The sequence below is a fragment of the Arthrobacter sp. B0316-5-4 genome, from assembly GCF_059090325.1.
Window position 1 is genome coordinate 212,146 of record NZ_JBNHFN010000002.1, and the last position, 25,027, is coordinate 237,172.

18 protein-coding genes and 1 tRNA gene are annotated in these 25,027 nt (G+C 61.1%); 11 read left to right on the forward strand and 8 right to left on the reverse strand.

The features are described 5' to 3' along the window. Positions 1–18: 18 nt before the first annotated feature. Positions 19–1,512: a pyruvate kinase gene (gene pyk / locus AC5RU9_RS05295; RefSeq protein ID WP_211714133.1), complete on the forward strand. Its 1,494-nt coding sequence runs from the start codon at positions 19–21 to the stop codon at positions 1,510–1,512. Positions 1,513–1,633: 121 nt separating this feature from the next. On the opposite strand, the gene AC5RU9_RS05300 is transcribed toward pyk, so the two are convergent. Next, the gene (locus tag AC5RU9_RS05300) at positions 1,634–2,239 is read right to left on the reverse strand and encodes an ANTAR domain-containing response regulator (RefSeq protein ID WP_141282080.1); all 606 of its coding nucleotides are present in this window, start codon (positions 2,237–2,239) and stop codon (positions 1,634–1,636) included. Between the two features lie 198 nt (positions 2,240–2,437). Between AC5RU9_RS05300 and AC5RU9_RS05305 the strand changes: the two genes are divergently transcribed. Then, positions 2,438–2,519, forward strand: a tRNA-Leu gene (locus tag AC5RU9_RS05305). Positions 2,520–3,343: 824 nt separating this feature from the next. Here AC5RU9_RS05305 and AC5RU9_RS05310 read toward each other — a convergent pair. After that, complete coding sequence (locus tag AC5RU9_RS05310) at positions 3,344–4,909, reverse strand: SEC-C domain-containing protein (protein ID WP_494015602.1); 1,566 nt, start codon at positions 4,907–4,909, stop codon at positions 3,344–3,346. 173 nt (positions 4,910–5,082) lie between these two features. Between AC5RU9_RS05310 and AC5RU9_RS05315 the strand changes: the two genes are divergently transcribed. After that, positions 5,083–6,138 carry a hypothetical protein gene (locus tag AC5RU9_RS05315; RefSeq protein WP_494015603.1) on the forward strand — a complete coding sequence of 352 codons (1,056 nt, stop codon included), beginning with the start codon at positions 5,083–5,085 and terminating at the stop codon, positions 6,136–6,138. 27 nt (positions 6,139–6,165) lie between these two features. On the opposite strand, the gene AC5RU9_RS05320 is transcribed toward AC5RU9_RS05315, so the two are convergent. From AC5RU9_RS05320 to AC5RU9_RS05340, 5 genes are all read right to left on the reverse strand, one after another. After that, positions 6,166–8,469: an exo-beta-d-1,3/1,6-glucosidase gene (locus AC5RU9_RS05320; RefSeq protein ID WP_494015604.1), complete on the reverse strand. Its 2,304-nt coding sequence runs from the start codon at positions 8,467–8,469 to the stop codon at positions 6,166–6,168. A 34-nt stretch (positions 8,470–8,503) separates the two neighbouring features. Then, positions 8,504–10,876 (reverse strand): alpha-L-rhamnosidase-related protein, encoded by a 2,373-nt coding sequence (locus AC5RU9_RS05325; protein WP_494015605.1) that lies wholly within the window; start codon positions 10,874–10,876, stop codon positions 8,504–8,506. A gap of 97 nt (positions 10,877–10,973) precedes the next feature. Then, entirely contained in the window at positions 10,974–12,239 is a 1,266-nt protein-coding gene (locus AC5RU9_RS05330) for an ABC transporter substrate-binding protein (RefSeq protein ID WP_494015606.1), read from the reverse strand. Positions 12,240–12,313: 74 nt separating this feature from the next. Continuing rightward, positions 12,314–13,018, reverse strand: a complete 705-nt coding sequence (locus tag AC5RU9_RS05335; RefSeq protein WP_494015607.1) for a carbohydrate ABC transporter permease — start codon at positions 13,016–13,018, stop codon at positions 12,314–12,316. Between the two features lie 109 nt (positions 13,019–13,127). Next, a complete protein-coding gene (locus tag AC5RU9_RS05340) occupies positions 13,128–14,090 on the reverse strand; it encodes a carbohydrate ABC transporter permease (RefSeq protein ID WP_494015608.1) in 963 nt (320 codons plus the stop codon). A gap of 276 nt (positions 14,091–14,366) precedes the next feature. On the opposite strand from AC5RU9_RS05340, the gene AC5RU9_RS05345 reads away from it, so the two are divergent. Then, positions 14,367–15,449 carry a LacI family DNA-binding transcriptional regulator gene (locus tag AC5RU9_RS05345; RefSeq protein WP_494015609.1) on the forward strand — a complete coding sequence of 361 codons (1,083 nt, stop codon included), beginning with the start codon at positions 14,367–14,369 and terminating at the stop codon, positions 15,447–15,449. A gap of 599 nt (positions 15,450–16,048) precedes the next feature. On the opposite strand, the gene AC5RU9_RS05350 is transcribed toward AC5RU9_RS05345, so the two are convergent. Then, on the reverse strand, positions 16,049–17,368 hold the full coding sequence (locus AC5RU9_RS05350; RefSeq protein ID WP_494016059.1) for an MFS transporter: 1,320 nt from the start codon (positions 17,366–17,368) through the stop codon (positions 16,049–16,051). Positions 17,369–17,583: 215 nt separating this feature from the next. Between AC5RU9_RS05350 and AC5RU9_RS05355 the strand changes: the two genes are divergently transcribed. The 7 genes from AC5RU9_RS05355 (at position 17,584) to AC5RU9_RS05385 (ending at position 25,013) form a co-directional block, all read left to right on the forward strand. Next, positions 17,584–18,360 (forward strand): FadR/GntR family transcriptional regulator, encoded by a 777-nt coding sequence (locus tag AC5RU9_RS05355; RefSeq protein WP_445932519.1) that lies wholly within the window; start codon positions 17,584–17,586, stop codon positions 18,358–18,360. Between the two features lies 1 nt (position 18,361). Then, complete coding sequence (locus AC5RU9_RS05360; protein ID WP_494015610.1) at positions 18,362–19,084, forward strand: cache domain-containing protein; 723 nt, start codon at positions 18,362–18,364, stop codon at positions 19,082–19,084. A gap of 229 nt (positions 19,085–19,313) precedes the next feature. Then, complete coding sequence (locus AC5RU9_RS05365; protein ID WP_494015611.1) at positions 19,314–20,696, forward strand: protoporphyrinogen/coproporphyrinogen oxidase; 1,383 nt, start codon at positions 19,314–19,316, stop codon at positions 20,694–20,696. Positions 20,697–20,746: 50 nt separating this feature from the next. Beyond that, positions 20,747–21,649: a 4-hydroxy-tetrahydrodipicolinate synthase gene (gene dapA / locus AC5RU9_RS05370; protein WP_494015612.1), complete on the forward strand. Its 903-nt coding sequence runs from the start codon at positions 20,747–20,749 to the stop codon at positions 21,647–21,649. A 3-nt stretch (positions 21,650–21,652) separates the two neighbouring features. Further along, positions 21,653–23,149 carry an alanine/glycine:cation symporter family protein gene (locus tag AC5RU9_RS05375; RefSeq protein ID WP_494015613.1) on the forward strand — a complete coding sequence of 499 codons (1,497 nt, stop codon included), beginning with the start codon at positions 21,653–21,655 and terminating at the stop codon, positions 23,147–23,149. A gap of 26 nt (positions 23,150–23,175) precedes the next feature. Then, positions 23,176–24,684: an aldehyde dehydrogenase family protein gene (locus AC5RU9_RS05380; protein WP_494015614.1), complete on the forward strand. Its 1,509-nt coding sequence runs from the start codon at positions 23,176–23,178 to the stop codon at positions 24,682–24,684. Positions 24,685–24,770: 86 nt separating this feature from the next. Continuing rightward, positions 24,771–25,013: a hypothetical protein gene (locus tag AC5RU9_RS05385; protein ID WP_494015615.1), complete on the forward strand. Its 243-nt coding sequence runs from the start codon at positions 24,771–24,773 to the stop codon at positions 25,011–25,013. Positions 25,014–25,027 lie beyond the last annotated feature (14 nt).

A 25,027-nucleotide genomic window follows, 5' to 3' on the forward strand; every position in this document is an offset into this window, starting at 1 on the left:
ACTACTTAGGGTAGGTATATGAGACGCGCGAAAATTGTGGCAACTTTCGGCCCGGCTATCTCCAGCTTCGACAACACCCTCGCGGTGCTGGAGGCCGGCGTTGACGTTGCCCGCATGAACATGAGCCACGGCGACTACTCCGTACACGACATCACCTACGAAAACGTCCGCAAGGCTGCGGCGCAGCTGCACAAGCCCGTCGCCATCATGGCCGACCTCCAGGGACCCAAGATCCGCCTGGGTCGCTTTGTTGACGGCCCCCACGAGCTGGCCGTCGGCGACACCTTCACCATCACCACCGAAGACGTTCCCGGCACCAAGGACATCTGCTCCACGACGCTCAAGAGCCTCACCGAGGACGTCAACGTTGGCGACGCCCTGCTCATCGACGACGGCAAGGTGGCGCTGCGCGCCGTCGAGGTCGACGACGTCAAGGTCGTCACCACCGTTACCGTTGGCGGCAAGGTTTCCAACAACAAGGGCATCAACCTTCCCGGTGTTGCCGTCAACGTCCCCGCGCTGAGCGAAAAGGACGAGGACGACCTCCGTTGGGCCCTTAAGCGCGGTGCCGACCTGATCGCGCTCTCGTTCGTGCGTGATGCTTCCGACATCACCCGCGTCCACGAGATCATGGACGAAGAAGGCCGCCGCGTGCCGGTGATCGCCAAGATCGAAAAGCCGCAGGCAGTGGAGCAGCTCCACGAAATCATCGACGCGTTCGACGCCATCATGGTTGCCCGTGGCGACCTCGGCGTCGAGCTGCCGCTCGAAGAGGTGCCGATCGTCCAGAAGCGCGCCATTGAACTGGCACGCCGCTGGGCCAAGCCGGTCATCGTGGCCACCCAGGTCCTCGAATCCATGATCGACAACCCGCGCCCGACGCGCGCCGAGGCTTCCGACTGCGCCAACGCAGTTCTCGACGGCGCCGACGCAGTGATGCTCTCCGGTGAAACCTCCGTGGGCCAATACCCCATCGAAACCGTCAAGGTCATGGCCCGGATCATCGAGTCCACCGAAGTACATGGTCTTGAGCGCGTCCCCCCGCTGGGCACCAAGCCCAAGACCCGCGGTGGCGCCATCACCCGTGCCGCCGTCGAAATCGCCGACCAGCTGGACGCCAAGTTCATCTGTACGTTCACCCAGTCCGGTGACTCGGCACGCCGCCTTTCGCGCCTGCGCCCGGTCAAGCCGGTCTTCGCGTTCACCCCGGTGGAACACGTCTGGAACCAGCTCGCCCTCACCTGGGGCATCCAGCCGGTGTTGGTCCCGTCCGTGGGTCACACCGACGAAATGACCGCACAGGTGGACAAGAGCCTGCTGGAAATGGACCTCGTTGACGAAGGCGACCTGGTTGTCATCGCAGCCGGTTCCCCTCCAGGACAGGCCGGGTCCACCAACTCGCTGAAGGTCCACAAGGTAGGCGACCTCGCCGACACCTCCAAGACCGACGAAGGCTCCCGCAAGGAACCCGTTGGCCCGTGGCCTGAAAAGAAGTCCAAAACCAAGGCATAGTCCTTAGTTATGAAATTGGGCCCCGCCGTCTGGCGGGGCCCACTTTTTTGTCCAAGGCGAGTACGACGGCGGCCGGTCACCTCACGTGAGGTGACCGGCCGCCGTCGTGCGTTGCTTGGTGTTAGTTGACCTGGTTGATGATGGTTTCGGCAACCTCACGCATGCTGAGGCGACGGTCCATGGAGGTCTTCTGGATCCAACGGAACGCTTCCGGCTCCGTCAGGCCCATTTTGGTGGTCAGGAGGCTCTTGGCGCGCTCTACAAGCTTGCGCGTGGCGAACTGCTCCTGGAGGTCGGACACCTCGTTCTCAAGCGCCTTGATTTCCTCATGGCGGCTCAAGGCAATCTCGATGGCGGGGATAAGGTCCGCGGGGGAGAACGGCTTCACGACGTACGCCATGGCACCAGCGTCGCGTGCACGCTCCACCAGTTCCTTCTGGCTGAAAGCCGTCAGCAACACCACAGGGGCGATGCGTGCCTTGACGATCTTCTCGGCAGCCGAGATGCCGTCCATCACGGGCATTTTGACGTCCATGAGGACCAAGTCAGGCTTGAGCTCCTCAGCCAACTGCACGGCCTTCTCGCCGTTGTCTGCCTCGCCGACGACGTCGTACCCTTCGCCCTTCAGGATCTCGATAATGTCCAAGCGGATGAGGGTCTCATCCTCGGCTACGACAACGCGGCGGGCCGGCTGGCTTGTGGACGTGGACTCCGTCTGTTCGGTCACGGGATCTCCTTGAAAAGGTTCGGCGGGTTCATGTCCATCTTAGTGTGGACTCATTGATGGCTGGTTTTTGTTGCATCAGCGCGCCCGGTTCTTTGAATCAGCCTATCTGCATGTAGAGTAGTTTCGCGTGCTGGGAAAGGATCGCGTTGCTCACAGAAGTGAGGGCAGTCAGCGAGAATTAACTTCCCGGTAATCCGCGCCCGAGTGGCGGAATTGGCAGACGCGCTGCACTCAAAATGCAGTATCGAAAGGTGTGTGGGTTCGAGTCCCACCTCGGGCACGGCATACCCCCTCGTCAGAGGGGGTTTTTGCTTTAATGTGTGTACATTCTGGTTGGTCAGGTCCCTCTGACACTGGCCGCGGGGTGTGCCTGGCGCCGCGGGTCGCCTGTTTGGTTGTGGGGGAGCGGGTTCAGGGTCGTGGCTGGCGGGCCCTCCGCTTGCTCTGAACTGGGGCTATGCGGTCCTTTCCTGGATCGTTCGGTAGGTCGTGGTGGGCCTACACCTCTTCATGGGTAGGGATGCTGCGCACGACATGACTTCGGGACCTTGCACTGAAGATCCTGACTTTGGTTCGTTCCTGGAGCGAGGAGTCGTGGATGGTGGCTGCTTTGTCAGGCCAAAGGGGGTGTGGACATTGTCCACACTTAAATCCTCTTTATTTTGAGGGATTGCAGTCCTTTGATGTCCCTTGTGGGTGCATCTCCTCGCTACCAAAGCCAGTGACACTAGGCCTGGCCGGCCTTTGGTGAATCCTGCAGAAATCGCAGAAGGCTCGTCATCGGGCAGCAAGAGCGGGCGAAGCGTCGCATCGCTCAAGAGGCTGCACGCCTGGTGGGCTGGAGCAGAGCGTCTTTGTACAGCAGGCATCTGCCCGTCACTGCACCTTGCTCCGGTAGGCCCTGCTCCTTTTCGGGTGCCTTCCCACACCTCAAACCGGGGGCTGGCTAGCTGCACTCCTGAACTCAACCAGCTCTCTTCACGGCTTTGTCCTTGTCACCGCCGCTGTTCCCGAAATGTCACTTCTTCAGTGGATCTTGAACGCGGCGGTAATGGTCTGCCTTCCGGAGATGCAGGCCGAGCGCCGCTTGGACTCGTACCCAACCTAGCGTTTGGATTTTCTTTGCTGTCTCTTGGTTTCCCGCTGACGGACTCGTCTGGCTGCCACGTAGAGGTAGGAGGCTTCCCGACGTGATTCAATGCGGGTCGCTAAGTATGGGGCCATGGTGGTGAGCGTTCCGAGTGCGGCGCCGGTAATCCCTGGCAAACCTCCAGCGGAGGCGATGCCCATGCCAATCGCGGAGCCGGCAGCGGGGATGATGCCGGACAGGAGCCGGTTCGTTTTGATGCGATTGGTAAGGGCCTGTGAGGCGTCTTCGATTTCCTGTGCGGCTTGGGTGAGGGCAAGGACTTCCTGGTTGGTGTCCTGAGCTGTCATAAGAGCCCTCCGGATGCGCTTTCGGAGGTCTTGGATGGGTGCTTCATACCGTAAGAGGGACGCCAGGCCAGCGCTGGAGAGATCGCTGAGCATCGGAATGTCAGCCCAGATAGCCGCCTGCGCGGGATGAGGTGTGAGGATTGCGGCTCGGCGCTGCAACAGTCGGGCCTCGAAACGGGAGGCTGAGACGTACTGGGCACCGAAGACATCGGCGGAGACTAGCCGTTCGTTGGTGCGCTGCACGTAGTAGGAGATGGCATCATTTTGGCATTTGGTGATCCAAGCCGTGTAGTCGTGGTCGGCTTCGTAACGCTGCAGCAGCCGTGTGGTGAACTCCCTGGTCGTTGGGTCGACGCTTTCGGGGTCGATGCGCGCGTTGAACCACATCTGGGGGAAGGCTTCCTTCTCCAGGTCGTCTTTGACCGAACCGAAGATGACTTCTCTGGCTGTGGGCCCTTCTAAGACGAGTTGGCTGCGGACGAAATCGACGATTTCTGCTTGCTGGAGGTCCTGGGCGGTTCGCTCCTGGACGCTGCGTCCCTGAACAGCGCGGCTGACACCGTCGGGTATCGGAATTAAGATGCCCGCCGTCAGGAGATTTTTGTGTCTGAGGAGCTTTTGCGCGGCCTCTTTCAGGCTGCGATTGGTGGCGTCTTCCGACACTGCTTCCAAGAGGTAGTCGGGCACGAAAACGTGATCTGCCAGTAGGAGAGTGCGGCTGAGGAAAACATCGGCCTCCAGTTCCTCGTTCCATAAAACCGTCCGGTCCTTATGCTTTTCGGTGAGGCTGCTGGCGGTTTGCATGGTCATGACCGCCAGGCCGAGGATGCTTTCCACATGGGCGTCAGAGACGGATGAGTCATTGTCGGGGCAGTTCACAAGTTCTTTGAGAACTTCCACCCGCAGCTTGCCCAGAGTTTCCGGGCTTTTCGTTGAACCTTCGCGCCGGGTGTGAGCAGCTAGGCGTTCAAGTTCGCTGTATTGGACTGTTCTCGGGCCAGGCTCAGTAGTAGGAGCCATGATGGGCAGACCGCCAGCGGGCATCATCTTCGGCAGAAGGGAGCGGTCCATCCGGATGCTTGGGCTCAACCAGATCGTATTGTTGTCGTCTTCCGGTACCGGGTCTCCTGGCTGCGAGCGCGGGGTGTGCAGTTTCCGATGGCAAAGGCGGTATGTCTTGCCCGATCCACACCAGCACGGGTCTTGACGATTCAGCGGTGCTAACGGATCCACGGAACTCCTTCGACGAGGTCTCAGACGGCCGGGGTTTGTCCCGACTTGAGTTTCATTCTCCCCGCAAATCTGAACCCGCTATGACGACCGGTTTCGACTAAATGCTCCTCGCCACCGATGGCATGAAAATTCATCGAAGGAGCTTCTGGCAGCAAGGAGGTAAGTTGGCTGCTGTGACCAACGCTGACCGGACCGAGAATTTCACCTGGCTACCCGAAGAGCTGGAGCCTGTAGCCCTAAGGTTGGCAAGAGCCGATGAATGCGCGTTCAAAATTGGGGACCTTACTTCCAAATGGTCTGCGGATGGGCCGCTGGAGTTGGAACAGGTTCGACAGGGGGACCGGGTTCAAATGTTCTTGACGTCCATGCGCCCCATCCCTCCCGCGGCGTCTCTTCTGTTCAGCGAGGCCGTAAATCACATTCGAGCAGCGATTGACAACGTCGTCTGGTACCTCATCGAACAAGAACATGGTCACCTCGAGGGCCCCACGGCCACCTTGGTTAACATGCCCATCCTGGAGTCCCAAGAAAAATTAGACAATTGGACGAAACGAAGGCTCAAGGAAAAGATCACAGCGTTCGGTGCGGAGACTACCCTAGGACGACGACTCAGGACACTTCAACCTTTTGTAGATCTGCATAGCGGAGTTCCTTCGATGAGCAAGGCCTTGGCCGGAGCATTGCGTCAGGAAGTTGAAACTGCCCATCCTCTCCGGCTTCTGCAGGCCTACTCCAACTCTGACAAACACAGGTCCGTCCGCGTTGCCTTGGCACGGACCTTTATTTCCAGCGATTCCGTTCCTCTCGCAGCTCAGGACCTAGCCCATCAGGAAATTAAGGTGGGCGAGCCCATGGGGCCAGCCACAAGGTGGGGACAGGTGTCCATTCTGGAGACGAATACAGCGGTAATGGTCCGGCGGCCCAGCCCCTATGAAGCGTGGGTAAATCCTGTTACGGACATCAACGCGATACGCGGCCACGTGGCCGATGTCGTTGTCCCCATCCTGCTAACAGGTTTGGAAGTGCCCAGAGCACTTCCACCCGCGATAGATTTGGGTGATAACGGTCGTACCGCTCGCCAACGCATAAGAGACGGCAATTGGGACACAGCGGACGCACGATTGCGACCCATCTTGCAGGCTCGCTACAGAGAAGCTGAAAGCCGTGATGTGCAGGTCGCGCCCGTCGTGGAGCGCAACCAGCCCACCACGGGCGACGACCCAGAGTGATCAATAGCAGTGCTGGACAGTTCCGAATCAGTTGGTGATGCGGAACTGGGCAGAAAGCATCTGCTTGTCCCGTGAATGCTTGCCCACCAAGAGCTCGAAGACACCGGGTTCAACGACTCGATTGCCGTTGTGGTCTACGAGCGAGCACGACGATGCTGGAAGAGACAATTCGACGTCGACTGACTGGCCGGGGTCGACGTTGACTTGAGTAAAGGATTTCAGCTCGCGTTCAGCCCACGTCACGCTCGTCACGACGTCGGTCACGTACACCTGGACGGTTTCCAGGGAGGGCCGTGTTCCGGTGTTCGTCAGGGTGACTTTGGCGCGTATCAGGTCGTCTGCGGTGACTTCAGCCGTAATCATTCGGAGGTCCTCGTAGTCGACAGAGGTGTAGCTGAGCCCCTCACCGAAGGCGAACAGGGGGTCCTGGGAAAGATCTGCATAGCGGTCTCCGTGCTGGCCGCGGATCTGGTTGTAGTAGATCGGGAGTTGGCCGGCGTGCCCCGCGAAGGAGATGGGCAGGCGGCCCGTGGGTTCGATTAGGCCAAAAACCAATTCTGCTATTGCTTGGCCGCCCTTCATGCCGGGGTTAAACGCTTCGATGATCGCCGCCGCGTCGAGAACGGACCGGGGAAGTACCGAGGGCTTGGACTGGATCAATACGACCACGACGGGAACACCGGTTTCTACAAGGCGCTCGACCAGTTCGATCTGTCCGCCCTGGAGTTCGAGGGTTGCGGTTGATTTGGTTTCCCCGGCCAGCGCCACGGTGTCACCAATGACGGCTACGACGTAATCCGCTTCTTGCGCGGTGGTGATCGCCTCGTCGAGCATGGCCTCATCCGTCCCGGCCGCGAGGAACATGGGTGGCCTTGGCTGTCCGTCGGCGTATGTGGGACCGGCGGGGTCCGGTACGAGGCGCCCGATGTCGGCGCCTCTTGCGTGGGTGACGGTCCAGTTTTCCGGGACTGTGGAGCGGAAGCCGTCCAGAACCGTGGAGGTCAGGTGCCGCGGGTGGCCGTCGGGCAGCCAGGGTATTTGTCCTGAGGCTCCGGCCCAATCGCCCAGTTGGGCGTGGGGGTCGTCGGCGTTGGGTCCGATGACGGCGATGGTTTGCGGCGTACTGGATGCAGCGGCACGGCCCGAATCAGAGGGGGTCAGGCCGCCGTCGAGCGGTAGCGTTCCGTCGTTGGTGAGCAGCACAAGGGACCGGCGTGCCATGTCCAGGTTGGTCGCTGCGTGGTCGGCGCAGCCGATGACTTTTGCTTGCTGGTCTGCGTCAGGGATGCGGGGGTCTTCGAAGAGCCCCAGCTCGAACTTCAGGGTCAGGAGGCGTCGGACGGCGTCATCGATCAGCGCCTCGTCGAGCCGGCCACGGTGCACTGCTTCCTGGGCGCCTTCGTAGAAGCCTGGAGTGGTCATGACGAGGTCGTTGCCCGCTTCGACGGCAACTGTTGCTGCTTGGACGTCGTCTTCGCAGACTTTTTGTTCCCAGACCATGCGACCAACGTTGTCCCAGTCGGTAACCAACGTTCCAGTGAACCCCCATTCACCTTTGAGAACGTCGTTGAGGAGCCACTTGTTGGCCGTGACGGGGATCCCGTCGATGGCTTGGTAGCCGAGCATGAAGGTGCGGCAGCCTGCTTCCACTGCTTCCTGGAAGGGGGGAAGGAACCACGAACGTAGTTTCCGCTGGCTGATGTCGGCTTCGCTGGCGTCCCGCCCGCCTTGGGTTTCCGAGTAGCCGGCGAAGTGCTTGGCGGTGGCCAGGATTGCCGTGGGGTCGGTGAGTCCGTTTCCTTGGTAGCCGCGGATCATGGCTTTGCCCAAGGCTCCGATCAGGTGGGGGTCTTCGCCGAAGGTTTCGTTGACGCGTCCCCAGCGCAGGTCGCGGCTGATGCAGAGCACGGGGGAGAAGGTCCAGTGCAGGCCGGTGGAGGCGACCTCGACGGCCGTGGCGCGGGCTCCACGCTCTACCAGGGCGGGGTCCCAGGTGCTTGCCATGCCCAGTTGCGTGGGGAAGATGGTGGCTCCTGGCCAGAATGAGTGGCCGTGGATGCAGTCGTCTGCCATGAGCAGGGGTATCTGCAGCCGTGTGGTCAGGACGAGTTTGCGGGCCTCGACGATGCGTTCGGGTGAGGCGTGAAGGAGTGATCCCGCTCGTTTTTCCAAGACCAGCTCTTCGAGGTTGCCGCGGGCGTCCAGCTGCAGCATTTGACCCACTTTTTCTTCCAGCGTCATCCGGCTGAGGAGGTCCTCGACCCGGTTCGGGATGGGCAGCGTGGCGTTGGTGTAGGGGGCGGTTCGGAGGTCGGTGTGTGCAGGGTTCACGGGTTCTCTTTTCTTGTTGCTGCGCAGCGGTGCGTTAGAGACTGAAGGTCAGTGTGCGTTGGTGGCCGGTGACGTGCTCGGTGACGGCGGTGGCAGTGGCGGGTAGCGTCATGCCGAGACCTGAGGGCAGCGTGACGGTTACGTTTTTTCCGGCGGGGGTTCGTTTCCAGGCCACGCTGACAAGACCATGTGGCGTTGGAACGGTGCCTTCCGCCCAGTCCAGGGTGCTCGGTGCTGGATTGATGGCGACTTGCGTGAAGCCGGGTGCTGCCGGTGAGATGCCGAGGATGTAGCGGGGGAAGTGCTGGAGGGGCACGCTGCCCCACGCGTGGCAGTCGCTGCGGAGGCTAATTGTGTCCTCGGCCCAGGTCGTGAGGTTCTGGGCCAGCATGTCCTCCCAAGGGTTCCAGTCGATGCCGTCGTCGGCGTGGGCGATCCTGAGGGCGTCGAAGAGATCAAGTGCTGTGGCGTAGGAGCAGGGGGCGAGGCTCTTGTCGGCCACGGCCCGGCGGAGAAGGTCGGTGGCTGCGCCGCCTTGCACCACTCCTGAGAGGACAGCCCACATCTGGGCGTGGACACTTTGCGGCGTCCCACGGTCGCTGTCCCGGTAATAACCGGCGTCTGCATCCCAGGCCGGTCCTCGCCTCACCGTTTCGGTGAGCGCGGCCGCCCGGGATGTGTATTCCTGGGCTAGCCCGTTCCGGTCGCAGAAGTCGGCGATGGCCGCAGCCGAGTGCAAAGCGGAAATGTACATGAAGGTAGCTATCGTGTTGGCGCGGCATGGTCCCAGCTCAGGGACTCCGCGGCTGGTGCGCCATGCTTCGGTCCAGTCAACGAAATTCCAAAGGATTCCGTCGCCTTCGGCGGAAATGACGAAGCCATCCGGGGATATCCGGTCGCGAAAGTAGCCCAGGACCGCGTCGATCCTCCCGACGAACCGTTCGGTGAAAGCCCGGTCGCCGATGAAATCGACGTGCTCTGCGATCATCCTGATCCAGTAGAGCGAGAAACCCGGGATGAACTGTGGTTCCACGCTTGGGGAACGGCTCTCCGTCAGACCGGTGGGACTGCCTGAGGCAGCGAAGTCCTCGATGGCCCGTTTGATCAGACGATCATCGGTAGAAAGGTGTAGTGAGAACAGCGCCTGGGAGCGGGTGTCCATGGCGTATTGGAGCTGCTCGTAATAGGGGCAATCTTCGAACGTTTCGTGCATGCAGTTCAGCAGTGTGCGGACGCTGACGTCCCAGAGCGTCTTGTCCAGGTTCGACGACGACGCGAAGGTGCCGCTGATGTCCAGCGGGTAGTGGGTCTTGGTGAAGGTGACGGAGCGAATCCGGACTGGAGCGTCCGCCGTCGTGATCCGCACTCGGAGGAAACGGAACGTTCTGAACCAGAACGGAGAGTATTGCTCCGAACGTTTTCCCGTCCCTGAGCCTGAGATGAGGTAGGTATCCGGGTCGCCGTACAGGTCACCGTTGACGTGGTCGGTGCGGTCCGCCTTCCGCCTGAGCCACGGAATGTCGATGGGTGGTTGTTCGTAGCATTCGGCGGCCGTGACCTCCAGGCGTGCTCCCTCGCCTCCTTCGACGCCGATAGAGAGGAACGCGGTCATCAGAAACCCGGCGTCCAAGTCAACGCTGACGTCGGTGTTCGGCGGAATGGTGACAGGTTCCCCGCGAACGAGTCGGTCCCATTCAATGTCGGGTCCTGACGAGGTGGTGATGCCGCTGATTGGGGCGGGATCAAGGGTGAGGTTTGGTATGGGCCTGGGCGCGAGTGCTGGCCGGGCCGTGTCGCTGAATGGCTCCTGGCTGTCCCTGGCGGGAATCTGCCACGTCGTGTCGTTGAAGTCGTGGTTGAGCCAATCGGGATCGCTGAGGGTTCCGTCGACCGATTCCTGAATACCGAGGAAGAGTGTGTTCCGGCCTTGATGGAAGCGCCGGCCCTTGACGCTGCTGCACTTCCAAGCTGATGGTTCTGACATATCTGTGTGTCCAACGGATCCTCGAACCATCAGACCGGGTCTGCCTGTACGCGGAACGGAGGCGTTCCCCAACTGGGAGGGTGTGTAGGAAACCACGTCGATTCCGATGATGTTTTCCCCGACGCGGAGGTGAGGTGCGATATCGACCGTGTCGGCGAACCATGTCCGGCCGGACGGTTTCGCGGGGCCAGCAGCAACGAACGTCCCATTGACGTACAGCCGATAACGGGAGTCGGCGGCTATGTGGAGCCATGCCGGAGCTCCGGAGCGGGAGTCGATGCTGATGCGGGACCGGAACCTCATGGACGATGCGACGCTGCTGCCGGACTTTGCAGCGGATCCCGTGGGCAGTTCGAACCAGGGGCCGGAGAGATCCTGCTTCGTGACAACTTGCTCTGCAGGTACCAAAGGGGAACTTTTCATTTTCCAATCAACATCTCGTGAGGTTTCCGAAGCGCGCGGCTTACCCGGGCGAAGAGGGGCGGTCACCTGTGATGACCGCCCCACTCCACGGTTTCGACTATTTCAGTGCGCCGGTGAAGGCTTCCTGCATGGAGGTCAGGACGTCCTTGGGGGCTTTAGAACCACCGAGCATTTCCTGGATGCCGGTCAGGTGGAGGTTCTGGACCTGCGGTGAGGGCCAGTCCACGTCCGGGAAGGGAACCGTCTTGTTGTCTTCGACGAACGGGACTTCGAGCTTGTTGATGTCGTTGGCTTCGACCACACCGTTGGGTGCGACACCGAACTTGTCGGCGTTCATGGCGCTGCCTTCCTTGCTGGCAAGGAACGCGACGAACTTCTTCGCACCGTCGGCGTTCTTTGCTTTGGCGTTGATGCCCCAGCCCACGCCAAGTCCGAACCCGAGCCGGGTGTCGGCCGCGGTGTCGGTTGCCGGCAGCGGGGCGAGATGGACCTTGAGCTCGGGGTTTGCAGCTGTCATGGAGTTGGCCATGGTGGAGAGCTGGATTGCTCCGAGGGCGCGTCCGTCGGCGACCATGGCGGTTTGGGTGTCCACGGACGTTCCCAGGGCGTCCTTGTTGAAGCAGCCCTTGTCGAACATTTCCTTGTACTTGGTCATGGCGTCGACCCAGCCGCTGTCCTGGAATGTGACTTCCTTGTTCAGCTGCTTTTGGTTGAAGTCAGGGGTCTTGGAGTACACGTCTGTGGGAACCAGCGCATAGGTCACCAGCTGGGTGACCCACTGGGTCTGCGCGCCGAGGGCGTAGGCGACCTTGCCGGCCTTTTGGGCGTCGGCGCAGAAGCTGAGGACCTCGGGGTACGTGGTGGGGATATTCAGCCCAGCGTCCTGCAGCGCCTTGGAGTTGTACACGCCGCCGAGGGTGTTGGCAGTAGCGACATCGGTGAACATGTACCGCTTGCCCTCGTAGCTGGTGGGGGACGTGGTGCTCTCTGGCTGGGACGATGCCCAACTTTCGCCGGTAAGATCAGCGAGGTATCCGTTCTTGGCCAGGGACCTCACGGCGGTGGCGTTACCGCTGCCCGGAAAGACGTTCAAAACGTCGGTGGCCGTGCCGGCGGAGAGCCGGGTGCCCATCTGCTGGTTGTAGCTGTCGGTGGGGATGATGGTGTACTCAACGGTCAAGCCAGGGTTGAGCTCGTGGAACTTGTCTGCAATTGCTTTCCACTTGTCGTCGGACCCTGACAGCCGCGCTACTGTGACGGTGCCGCTCGAACTGGCGGCCGGCGGGTTGGAGGAACATCCCGTGAACGCGATGCCGACGGCGGCTACCGCGCCGAGGGTGGCGAGGACTTTCTTGTGACGCATGATTCTCCCTTGAAGGTCATGGGGTGGGGTGTGGGTGGTGCTGGTTGTGCGGTGATGCGGGGGTCGTTGTGTGCTCAACCCTTCAGCCCTCCTGCGAAGCCCTTGATGATGCTTCGCTGCAGGAGGAAGTAGAAGATCAGGAGGGGAATCACGCCGATGATGAGGGCGGCGAAAATGGTGCCCCACTGGTTTACGTACTGGCCCGTGAATGAATAGATCGCGATCGGGATCGTGTTGGTTCCGCTGCCGGAGAGGTAAAGCAGCGGGGTGAAGAAGTCGTTCCATACGGTGATGGTGTTCAGGATGACCACGGTGCCGGTGATTGGGCGCATGAGCGGGAAGACGACTTGCCAGAAGACCCGGAATGGGCTGCCGCCGTCCAATGTTGCCGCTTCCTCGAAGTCCAGTGGCAGGGATCGCAGGAACTGGACGTAGAGGAAGATCGAGAACGGCATTTGGGATCCGACGTAGATGATGATCAGGCCCCAGATCGAACCGAGCAGCTGAAGGTCACGGAAAGTGGTGTAGAGGGGGATCAGGGCGAGGAGGCCGGGAATCAGCAGCCCACCGAGGAAGAACGCAAACGTGAGCTTGGACCATGTCCGGGTGATTCGCGCCAGGGGATAGGCAGCAGAGGCGCTGATGACCACGATCAGGAACACTGAGACCACCGTGATGACGATGTTGTTGATCATTGCCGGACCGAGGCGTCCGCTGACCCACGCCGTGACGAAGTTGTCGAATGACGGATCGGCTACCGGGGCCAGGGAGGTTGTCACGCCCCGGATTTGAGGGCGGTGTTCAGCAGGACGTAGACGGGGGCGGCGAACAGGAGGGCGACAAGAACCATCACAACCTCGAGGACGCCGGTTTTGAGGGTGTAGCGCTTCATTTGTCTTCTCCTCGGCGGAGCAGGGTGAACTGGATGATGGAGGCGACCGCGACGAAGGCAGTCAATACGAGGGTCAGTGCCGTGCTGTAGCCGAACAGCTGGAACTGGAAGGCGTCCTTGTAAGCGATGGTGCTCAGGCTCTCGGTGGCACTGCCCGGCCCGCCCTGGGTCATGATCAGAACCTGGTCGAAGAGCTTGAGGCCACCGATGAGAGAGAGCATCAGGTTGATGGTCATCGCGGGGGCCAGCAGGGGCCTGGTGATGTTCCAGAAGGTTTTGAAGGAGCCGGCGCCGTCGAGGCTGGACGCCTCATAGATGTCCTCGGGGATGCTCTGGAGTCCGGCCAGGAAGATGACCATGGAGTATCCGGCGAATTGCCACACCACCACCGAAATGATGGCGGGTAGGGCCAGTTGGGCGTTGCCCAGCCAGTCCTGGGCGAGGAAGTCCAGGCCGATTGCCCGGAGCGCTGTGTTCAGGGCTCCCTGTGGGGCGAGAATGTATTGCCACAGGTTGGCCACGACCAAGGGCGTGACCACTGCCGGGGCGAAGAACAGGACCCGGAGCCAGTTCCTGGACTTGATGGCCGAGTTCACTCCCAGGGCCAGGAGCAGGCCAATGAAGTTCTGCACCACCATGATGCCGACGGCATACAGGGCCGTGTTGACGATCGATGCACCGGCCGCGGAGTCCCTGAAGACACGGACGAAGTTGTCGAATCCGACGAAGTCGAACGTTGGTGACAACCCATCCCAGTCGGTCAAGGCGAAGAAAGCTCCCCGCCAGCTGGGGATCACGACGATCAAGGTGAACAGCACCAGTGCAGGCAGGAGGAACCACCACGGTGCTCGGGTGCCGGCGACGGGCCGGCGTCTACGGCTCCGGGATGGCCCGGACCGTGGTGTCGTGGAACGTCCAGGCTCCCCTGTGCGGGGGTCTGCGAGTTCACGTTGCGTCATCGCATTTCCATTCTCTTCGTCGAGGACGTCTCCGTCGTAGCGGAGGTGAAACCCTACTCGTGTGAATCGTTTCAGATGAGCACAATTGCTTCCACAGAATTTCTGCTGCGAGTGAGGGCGTCCGGTTCTGTAACTGTTAGTAGTACGTTCTACTTGGAGTCTGCTTTAAAGCTCGTATATCTGCGTAGTACGTTCTACACTTTCCATAGCGTAGATCACAACCTGCGGATCTGCCAAGGGGTTAAGCTTCAATTTGCGGCAAGAAGGGTGAGTAGCATGGGAAAAGCCAAAGGAGGCGCGGTGGGCAAGGGGTCCGTGAATAAGCGGCCGACGATCGTGGATGTCGCGGCCCATGCCGGGGTCTCCACGGCTGCGGCGTCAAAGGTTCTACGAAACGCCTATGGAGTCAGCCCGGAGATGAAAGCCAAGGTTCAGGCTTCCATGAAGGAGCTAGGCTACCGGCCTCTGGCGTCCGCCAGGGGAATGCGGGGGCGTACGCACACTGTGGCTGTGGTGGTCGCGGATCTGCACAATGAGTTTTCCTCCCTGCTGGTCGAGGGCATCAGGCGTGAATGTGAACGTCAGGAATACCGGCTCCTCGTGGCACCTGCGGGATCCGGCAAGGCCGCCCAGGAGCGGATGGTTGAGGATCTGATCGACCGTGGGATGGACGGCATCGTGCTGATTTCACCCTTAGGTGCCGACGCAGACCTGGAACAAGTGGCCGGCAACATCCCCGTTGTGGTGCTGGGACGCCACGGTGCCAGCAGCGATTTCGACTCCGTCGCAGCAGATGATTTCGCTGGTGCCAATCTCGTGGTTGATCACCTGGTGGCCCTGGGCCACCGGCGCATCGCCTACGTCAACCACACCACTGAGGGCACCAACGATGCCCGGCTGCCGGAAGAGGTTCGCGTGCGCGGTTATGTCGACGCCATGATCCGACACGGGCTCGGCGACGCCATCGACGTCATTCAATCCCAGTGGAGCCAGGAGGGCGGCGAGGAATCGGGCAGGGCCATCCTGTCCCGGGCGGAACGTCCCACGGCCGTCTTTGCAGGCTGTGACGTAGCCGCCTTCGGTGTGCTTACAACGATGTGGAACGAAGGCATCCGCGTGCCGGAGGAAGTGTCGGTGGCGGGCTTCGACAATATCTTCACCACCTCGCTGGCTCCCATCTCGATGACGACTGTGGATCAGTCCGGCCTCAATATGGGGATCGAAGCCGGGCGACTGTTGCTGGAGCGTATCGGTGGGCGTATGGAGGCCAGAAACGCCCTGATTCGGCCGAAGCTTTTGAAGCGGCGAACCACTTCCTCACCAGTTTCATCCATGATCCCTTCGCCGGACGTCCGATAAGCGCAGGTAGGGCTGTCACCGCATGGGTCGATCAAGTTCTGCCGACAATGTCAGCAACCACCACAGGATGACCAAAATCTCGTAGGTCAGCCCGTACCATGATTCGACTGCGGCACTAGTCGATTGCCGACTCAGGGACTTGCCACATCTTTGGAGCGGTGTCGCATAGGAGCAATGATTCATTGTTCTGGCGGGAAGAGCGCGGTCGCGCTTTGGGTTGTTCTACCGACCTGCGCGAGTCATGGCTTGGAGGTCGGGGCTTCATCCAGACCGCCCGGACATGAGGGGTCCGTTCCTGCGGAAGACCGAGTGCTTCGGGGTGGTCTTGCCCGGCCAGACGACATGGCAACAAGTATTAATAGGAGTCACTCCCGGTGCAGAGTACTTGTCGCCAGCAAGGCGGAGCCGTGGGATTTTCGCCTGATCGGCGGCTTAGTAAGTCAAAGCCGTCCAGCTTGCCCGTAAGGCCACACATGTCCCGAGGAGCCTTCGGTGAGTACGCCCGGCCGCGATCTGAACGGCTCGAGGTATTCTGGAGCGTCGATGGGATGCCTGATTCTGCGCGTGAATGAAGTCCCGGAGCTGTCGGCTACTTGGTGTCAGTGGGCGTACCCGGCGGCTGCTTCGGTGAGTGTTTTACCCTTGGTTTCGGGTGCGAGCCATTGGGAGAGTGCAGCGCCTGCAAGGGCGACGGCGGCGGCGATCAGCATGGTGGTGCCTGCACCCAGTGATTCCATGGACATTGGCATAAGGAAGATGCCGATGCCTGCTCCGACGCGACTGACAGCGGCCGCGAACCCGGTTCCGATTCCACGGATTTCTGTCGGGAGGACTTCGCCTGGGTAGACGTTCGTCAGCGTGTTGTATCCGGCGTTGAAAAAGGAGAAGACCAGGAACAGGATGAGCACGGCGATAGCGGGGGCGCCAGCCCAAAGCCCAATGATTGCGAGGACTGCAGTGCAGAGCCATTGGGGAGGGACGGTCAGCGTGCGGCGGCCTACTTTTTCGATGAGCAGGAAGGTGACGATGACTCCGGCGAGGGCGATCGCGGAGAGCCCGACGCCGCCAGCTAGACCGCCGGCCAGGCCGTACTGTTCGAGGACGCTGTCCGCGAAGGTGGCGATAGCGAAGTAGGGTGTCACGGCGCAGAACCAAAAACCCGAAATGAAAAGGGTAGAGCGCCAGTACTGCTTGGAGAACAGCATTCCGAAGCTGCCTTTGCGAACGTCCTCATGCTGGACGTCGTCAAGGGCATCGTCCGGCAGGTACTTTGCGGTGAGTGCCTGGGCTTCATCTTTGCGGCCGACGCTCCAGAGCCATCGGGGTGACTCGGGCATCCCGAGGCGGCCGAGGAAGATGGTGACGGCTATGAAGGTGCTGGTGCCAAGAATGAAGTGCCAACTCAGGGTGGTGTATTCGTTCAGGAGGTGGCCGATCAGGAAGGCGATCATGAATCCGGCGTACCATGCGATGCCCATGGCGGCCATCAGCTTGCCCCGTAGGTGGGTGGGCGAGAATTCTGCCATCATCGGCCACCCGACTGCGTACTCTGTGCCAATGGCGATGCCCATTAACAAGCGCACCACGATGAGCAGCGTGGCGGAGTCGACGAAGAACTGCATTCCCGAAGCGATCGCGAACAGCCCGATGTCGAACATGAAGATGGGCTTTCGGCCCCACTTGTCGGAGGCATAGCCGCCGAGCGGAGATCCGATCAGGATGCCGATCAGCGCGGCTGCGGCTATGAGACCCTGCCAGAATGCATCGAGTTGGAGGTCTTCGGCCATCCGCCCTGACACCGGCCCGATGATACCGAGGACATAGCCGTCCAGGACCATTCCACCGATCAGTACGGTGACCATCCTGATCAAAAAACGCTGCTTGCCTGCGGCTGAGGCATCACTGGCTGCGTTGTCCATGGTTGACACTGGGAGCTCCTGACGACGGCGTACAAAACCCATGGTCCGCCTCATGCCCGGCGTTATGAAGTCCTCTCTACGGACGATTTTTTGGCAGTGCGTGCTGCGCCGCGCCGCGATACCTGTTACCAACGCCTCCTAAATATGTAAAGATTCAAGGAAATAGCGTATAGAGGTCCTTCGTGCGCGCAGGACCGATCACAGGAGGGTTTGCCATGGAGAGTACGGCACTCTCAACCCGCGCCTTGGATCTTCTGCTCTTGTTGCGGGGGAGTGAGCCCGAAGGCCTGGGCCGGGCGGACCAGGTCTCCTACCAGATCGAAACGGCCATCCTCATGGGCATTCTGACGGAAGGTGACCGGCTCCCCACTGAATCGGTCCTGGCGGCCGAGCTGGGCATTTCTCCCATCACCCTCCGCCAATCCCTCGCTGCATTGCGCACAAAAGGCCTGATCGAAACCAGCAGGGGCCGGAGCGGCGGCAGTGTCATTAGAGGCCAGATCGATCTGACGGACTCCCAGCTCCAGCGGAAATTGCGGGATGCCAGCACGGAATCACTGCGTGATTTGGGTGACCTGGGTGCTGCAATCTCCTCCATGTCCGCCCGGCTGGCGGCTAGTCGAGCGGACGCCCAGAACGTTGCTCACCTCGAAGACCTGGTTCAGCGGCATCGGGACACGAAGGATGAGCGCGCCAGGAGACGGGTAGATAGCCGTTTTCACGTTGCGGTGAGTGTTGCCGCGCAGTCGAGCCGTCTCACGTCGGCCTCGTTGCAGCTCGAAGCCGAGTTGATGACGCTCTGGTGGAGCCATCCGGCGCAGGCCGACAGCCAAGATGTTCTCGAGAGGCAGCACACGGCTATTCTCGAGGCGATCCGGGCCCGTGATGCCGATGCCGCCTCGGCCGCAGCTGAGCTGCATTCCCGTACCGAGACCGAGTACTTGATAGCACAGCACCTCAGATTGACGATGGAGTCCGACGAAAATGCGTGACGTGGCAGCAACAGATAGGGCTCTTGAGCGAACAGCCGAAGCCATCTCCACTAGTGTCGGCGGTGTTTTTGACGATCTGGAGAAGATCGCGGCCACTGTTTCAGCCGTCGCGACGCAGGCCCAGGATGCGCCCCGGCGAAGTGCCTACGCTTTCCTGAAGAGGGACTTGGCCACCTTCATCAATCGGCACTCGGCACTGATTGTCGGGGCCGGCATAGCATACGCACCCGGCAGTCTTCCCGAAGCACCTCTGTGGCTGGAATGGTGGAGGGGTTCACAGACTGGGGGAGAGCCGCGCTGGGTCACGCATGACCTCAACCCCGAATCCCTGAACTACTACGACTACACAACCCGCGAATGGTTTGCGACGACTTCTGCCAAGGGAAGTCCTGTTGCCGTGGGACCTTACGTGGACATTGGCGGCATTAACGTCAATATCATCACGCTGTGTGTTCCTGCTCCTACACCGCAAGGAACCCACGTCCTCGGGTGTGATCTGACGCTCGCCAAGCTCGAGGGCGTCTTCCTTCGGGCCTTGCAACTCCAGGATCCTACCGTGGTCCTGCTTGGCCCTACGGGCCGGGTCATCGCGTCGAATAACGCCCGCATAGCATCGGGCACCCTCTTTGTGGAGGAGGACCTCAAGCAGGTGGACCGTTCCGTTGATGTCTCCTCGATGAGTCCCGCACGGTTACCTTGGAGGCTGGTCACGTTGAGGGCCTAACCTCGTCACGACATGCATCCCGTCCGGCAGATTCTGCCGGACGGGATTTTTTTACCCAAAAGACCTATTGCATTAATCATACAATGATGTATCTTTTAGTTGTGACCAGGCACACAAGCCCCTGGGATGCACCTCATAAAACAGACGTGACATAAGCGTTCTCCAGCTGCCGACGAAGACAGCATGCGGGTCCGCGTACCGCGATCCTCGAAGAAGAAAGTTCAATCCCATGAAAGACGTAGTAATTGTCGGCGGTGGCCTCGCAGGACTCTCAGCAGCATGGCGCTTGCGGCATTGGGACACTCTGGTGCTCGAGTCCGAACACCGTGTGGGTGGGCGAATCCGTTCGGAACGGCGCGGCAACTACTGGTTGAACTGGGGCGGACACGTCTTCGCAGGTGCCGGTTCCTCCACGGACTCTTTGCTGAGTGAGGTGGGTGTTAGTGCGGTCCAGATTCCGGGATCGCTGCAGGCACTGTCCATGAACGGGAAGTTCATTCGCGAGGGACACATCGCCACTTACCCCTTCCGTATTCCGATGTCCTTGTCCTCGCGGATTGACACCTTGAAAGCGGGAATCAAGGTTGTCAGCGGAGTGGCCAAGTACACCGGCGTCGTTCGCAAGCGTGCAGGCGAATCAGGCGCCATGCGTCAGCAGCGCATCTACGACTTCGAGAACAGCAAGTCGTTCCAGGATTTCATTGGTGACCTTTCCGAAGACGCCGCCGCGCTCTTCAAGACGACGGTTACCCGTTCGGCGGGCGATATGGATGAGATCTCGGCCGGGGCCGGCATCGGCTACTTCAGCTTGGTGCTGGGGATCGGGCAGGGCTTGAGCCAAGGCATCGTTGGTGGACCGTCCACCCTGACGGAGTCCATTGCGGTTTCGTTGGGTGAGCGGGTCCAACTTGGCGCCACCGTCAACGAAGTGGTGCACAAGAAGGACTCGGTGTTGGTCCGTTACACCCAGAATGGCGTTGACCAGGAAGTGGAAGCCCGTACGGTGGTGCTCGCAACCACGGCGGATGTTTCCCACAAGGTGGGCGTGGATCTTCCCGAGGAACTCCGCGGCGCGCTCAGCCAGATCAAATATGGCCCGCACGTCAGTACAGCCTTCCTGACGAACGAAACCTCTGCACGTCCCTGGGATGACATCTACGCCATCGCAGCCCCCAAGCGTTCCTTCGCCATCGCGTTGAACCAGGCGAGCATTGTGCGCGGCACCGAATCCGTCCGCAAGCCCGGCGGCAGCTTCATGACGTTCTCCCCGGCCAGCCTGGGCAAGGCGCTGCTGGACAAGAGCGATGAAGAAGTCATCCAGACCCATCTCGCCGACCTGGACCAGGTGCTCGGCCATGGTTTTGCGGACAGTGTGGTGGAAGCCCAGACCGACCGCTGGAAGGTCGCTTCCCCGTACTGCTTCCCGGGCAGGGCCAAGCTCCAGTCCACGCTCATGCGCGGCACCAACCGTGTCTTCCTGGCGGGCGACTACCTGGGCACGCTTTACACCGAAAGCTCCATCACTACCGGCTTCTCAGCAGCCCAGGAAGCCGCCAGCGTCCTGGCCACGCACCGTCAGGCGCCTAAGTCCGGCCTGTCCGCCGTCGCCTGATCCCACAACTTATAGCGCTACTGCTACACCTACCGAAAGAGGAAAACCCCATGTACAAGGAACTCCGCGGCGTACTCACCGCTCTCTCCACGCCCTTCAACCAGGACGAAACCATTGACGTCGCCACCTTGCGCAAAATTGTCGACCGCTCCATCGACGCCGGTGTCGATGGCGTCGTCGCCGCAGGCTCCACCGGCGAGGTTGGCGCGCTTTCTTCTGAAGAGCGCCTGCTGCTGATCAAGACCGTCATTGAGCACACGAACGGTCGAGTCCCGGTCATCGCGAACACCGGCGCCACCTCCACCGCAGAAGCCATCCGTCTCTCCAAGGCCGCCGAACAACTGGGCGCAGACGTGCTGATGCTCATCACGCCGTACTACGAGCCGCTGTCCTTGGAAGAAACCGTCACGTACATCAAGGACGTGGCCCGCTCGGTCACCATCCCCGTGATGCTCTACAACATCCCGCCCGTCACCGGCGTCAACCTGGACCCCGCAACCGTCCGCGCACTTGCGGAAGAAGTGGAGAACATCCTCTACATCAAGGACTCCAGCGCCAACTGGGAGCAGGCACTGCAGCTTATCCACCACCACAGCGACGTCATCGGAACCTTCATAGGTTGGGATGCCTACCTCTACAGCGCACTCGCAGAGGGTGCAGCAGGTGTCATGGCCGGCACTGCGAACGTTGTTCCTGACGAGATCGTGGCTGTCACCAAGAGGATTGCCGAAGGCGACCTTGCCGGTGCCCGCGAACTCTGGAACGCCGTCTACCCTGTGATCGATGCGCTGCTGACCGTGCCATTCATTCCGGCGGTCAAGACCGGCCTCACGTTGACCGGCCTTCCGGCCGGATTGCCGCGGAGGCCAACTGCAGGGCTCGACGCCGATGATCTCGCCAAAGTTGAGCAGGCGCTGGGCAAGCTGTCATCGCTCAAACAGAACATCGGCTAATCCATGGGTGACTTCGATTTTGCGGAGTTCCTGTCCAGCGTTTCGGACGCTGTCTGGGCGCCCATGGCCTACGTTGTTCTTGGACTGGGTATCGCCTATTCGGTAGCCACCAAGGGTATCCAGTTCCGGCGAATTCCGGACATGCTGCGCCAACTGAGGGAGACCCAGGACGGAGACGGGGGCTTGTCCTCCTTCCAGGCACTGGTTCTGGCACTGGCCAGCCGCGTGGGCGTGGGCAGCATCGCCGGTGTTGCCACTGCCGTGAGCGCCGGCGGGCCCGGAGCGTTGGTGTGGATGGCCGTTACAGGTCTGGTCGGCTGCACTGTGGGGTACGCGGAAGCCACCCTGTCGCAGGCCTTCAAGCGCCAGGTCCTCGATGAGGACCGCAAGAAGGCCAATGAGGACATTGGTGGCATGCCGTACTACATCAAGTACGGGCTGAAGCTTCCCAAGGTGGGCGCTATCGTCGCTGTTCTGGGCGTGATTGGCTACGGGTTCGTCTTCCCTGGTCTCCAGGTGAACACCATCGCCGCCAGCGCGGAGAAGGCGTTCAGCCTGCCAAGCTGGGCCCCCGCCATCCTTGTCACCGTGTTGATCGGTTTGGTGATCATTGGCGGTACCACCCGCGTGGTCAAGGTCACGCAGGGACTCGTTCCCGTTCTGGCCATCGGTTACCTCCTGCTGGCCTTGGCCGTCATCGCCATCAACGTGGACAAAGTTCCCGAGGCTGTTGTCCTGATCTTCCAGTCGGCCGTAGGCATCCATCCTGTGCTGGGTGGCATCGCCGGTGCCGCCGTGGCTTGGGGTGTTCGACGCGCCGTCTTCGCTTCCTCCAACGGCCTGGGTGAAGCGACCTTCGCCGCAGCCGCCGCCCGCACGTCCCACCCCGGAAAGCAGGGCCTGGTCCAGACGTTCAGCATCTACATCGACGTGTTGCTCATCTGCATGGCCACCGGCCTCATGATGGTGGTCTCGGGCAAGTACAACGTCTCCGACGGCTCCGGCGGATTCCTCGTCAACAACATCCCGGGTGTTCCCGTGGGCGCCAACTGGGTCCAGGAAGCAATCGACACGATGCTCCCGGGCTGGGGTGCAGGCTTCGTCGCCGTCGCGGTTTTGCTCTTCGGCTTCACATGTCTTCTGGCGTACTTCTACGTGGCCAACTCCAACCTGCTGTACCTGCTGGATGGACGGACCGGAAACGGCTGGAAGAACGTCCTGAAGATCGGGACCCTGGCAATTGTGTTCGTCGGATCCATCGTCAACGCAAAACTCATGTGGGCCGCTGGTGATATCGGGCTGGGGCTCATCGCCTGGGTCAACCTCATCTGCCTGGTATTCCTGTTCCCGCTGGTCCGCAAGATCTACCTGGACTACGAACGGCAACGGAAGCTCGGCCTCGATCCCACCTTCGATCCAAAAGCATTGGGCATTGAAGGCGCCGACTTCTGGGAGCACCAGAACGAAAAGTCCACAGCCGCCGCAGCAGTTGCCAAGTAGTCATCAAGCAAAGGAATGAGCACGCCATGACCACCACAGAAACGTCCTTGCCGGAAACGTCCCGGTTCAGCGTCCGCAGGGAGGGCACCCTCCCGACACCGGCACTTCCGCCCTTCGGCCAGTTCATCGGCGGCGAATTCATCGCCTCCACCTCGGACGCAACAGTCGACGTCGTCAATCCAGCTACCGAAGCAGTCATCACCCAGGTGCCGGCCGGCTCCCTTGAAGATGTCGACGCCGCCGTGGCAGCTGCCGTTGCGGCCAAGGCGGAGTGGGCGGCAAAGACGCCCAAGGATCGTTCCGCCGTCCTGCTGCGTATCGCGGACATCGTCGAGGCCAACCGTGAGATCCTGGAGAACCTGGAAGCGGCCAACACCGGCAAGCCGTCCGCCGTGGCCGAAGACGACATCTCCAGCGCCATCGACACCTTCCGGTTCTCCGCCGGTGCTGCCCGCGCCTTCACCGCCCTCGGCGCAGGAGATTACGCGGACAACCACACCTCTGTCGTCTTCCGCGAGCCGGTAGGGGTGGTGGGTGTGATCACGCCGTGGAACTACCCGCTGCTGATGGCCGTATGGAAGATCGCGCCTATCCTCGCCGCCGGCAACACCCTGGTCCTGAAGCCCTCCGAGCAGACGCCGCTGACTACGTTGAAACTCGCCGAGCTCATCGCCGGTGAGGTTCCTGCCGGCGTCGTCAACATTGTGACCGGGCCCGGCCGGGTGGTGGGCAACCGGCTGTCCGAACACCCGGGTGTGGACCTCGTTGCCATTACGGGAAGCGTCGGCAGCGGGCAGAAGGTTGCCGCGAACGCGGCGTCCACCGTGAAGCGCGTACACCTGGAACTCGGCGGCAAGGCCCCTGTGGTGGTTTTCGACGACGCCGACCTTGAAGAGGCGGCGAAGGGTGTCCGCTCCGCGGGCTTCTGGAACGGCGGACAGGAATGCGGCTCAGCGTGCCGGGTGCTCGTCCACGAATCCGTGGCAGAAAAGTTCATCGAAATCCTGGTCCGGGAAATTAGTGAGATTTCCGTTGGCGCCCCAGGCGCGGGAGACGACGTCGAAATCGGTTCCATGATCTCCAAAGCCCACTACGACCGGGTACTGGAAGCACTGGAGGACGTCCGCAAGGAAGGCCACACCATTGCAGTCGGCGGCCATGCCTTGGAAGGCCCGGGATACTTCATCGAACCGACCGTGGTGACTGATGTCCCGGCGGGTGCTCCGATCACGTACACCGAGATCTTCGGGCCGGTGGTGTCCGTGGAGACCTTCAGCACCGACGAGGAAGCCATTACGCGCGCCAACGAGACCGTCTACGGCCTGGCGGCATCGGTGTGGACCAACAACGCGTCCCGCTCCCTGACCGTTCCGCGTCGCCTCGATTTCGGTACCGTTTGGGTCAACTCCCACCTGGTGATTGCCAATGAGGTTCCGTGGGGTGGGTTCAAGGGCTCCGGCTACGGTCGGGATCTGTCCATCTACGCCCTGGAGGACTTCTCCAGGACCAAGCACGTCATGTACAACCGGGGCTGAAAACAGCCTGTTCCCACGAAGCGGCCGTGCACCCTTGCCAGGGTGTGCGGCCGCTTTCTGCAATCGATCAGATAGGACGCCCAACCATGGATCAGCGGCGCATCAGCGACTGGACCCTCCTCACCGGAACCAGCGTGGAACTAAGGCAACAGGGGCATTCGGTGTGCCGGGGATACGTCGATGCCGTGACGGACGACGGATCCATCCTGTGGCTCCAAACCTTGACACAGGGCCGGAGGCTCTTCGAAAAGGCTGAGTTCTACGAGGTCTGGGCTTCCGAGGAGCGCACCGGATTCCACTACGAAGTAACCAACTCGGACTCGCAATAGTAGATTTCCCAACC

Coding starts and splice junctions, on each gene's coding strand:
- pyk (WP_211714133.1), top strand. CDS start 19: ATGAGACGCGCGAAAATTGTGGCAACTTTCGGCCCGGCTATCTCCAGC.
- AC5RU9_RS05325 (WP_494015605.1), bottom strand. CDS start 10,876: ATGAAAAGTTCCCCTTTGGTACCTGCAGAGCAAGTTGTCACGAAGCAG.
- AC5RU9_RS05330 (WP_494015606.1), bottom strand. CDS start 12,239: ATGCGTCACAAGAAAGTCCTCGCCACCCTCGGCGCGGTAGCCGCCGTC.
- AC5RU9_RS05340 (WP_494015608.1), bottom strand. CDS start 14,090: ATGACGCAACGTGAACTCGCAGACCCCCGCACAGGGGAGCCTGGACGT.
- AC5RU9_RS05345 (WP_494015609.1), top strand. CDS start 14,367: ATGGGAAAAGCCAAAGGAGGCGCGGTGGGCAAGGGGTCCGTGAATAAG.
- AC5RU9_RS05350 (WP_494016059.1), bottom strand. CDS start 17,368: ATGGACAACGCAGCCAGTGATGCCTCAGCCGCAGGCAAGCAGCGTTTT.
- AC5RU9_RS05355 (WP_445932519.1), top strand. CDS start 17,584: ATGGAGAGTACGGCACTCTCAACCCGCGCCTTGGATCTTCTGCTCTTG.
- AC5RU9_RS05365 (WP_494015611.1), top strand. CDS start 19,314: ATGAAAGACGTAGTAATTGTCGGCGGTGGCCTCGCAGGACTCTCAGCA.
- dapA (WP_494015612.1), top strand. CDS start 20,747: ATGTACAAGGAACTCCGCGGCGTACTCACCGCTCTCTCCACGCCCTTC.
- AC5RU9_RS05375 (WP_494015613.1), top strand. CDS start 21,653: ATGGGTGACTTCGATTTTGCGGAGTTCCTGTCCAGCGTTTCGGACGCT.
- AC5RU9_RS05380 (WP_494015614.1), top strand. CDS start 23,176: ATGACCACCACAGAAACGTCCTTGCCGGAAACGTCCCGGTTCAGCGTC.
- AC5RU9_RS05385 (WP_494015615.1), top strand. CDS start 24,771: ATGGATCAGCGGCGCATCAGCGACTGGACCCTCCTCACCGGAACCAGC.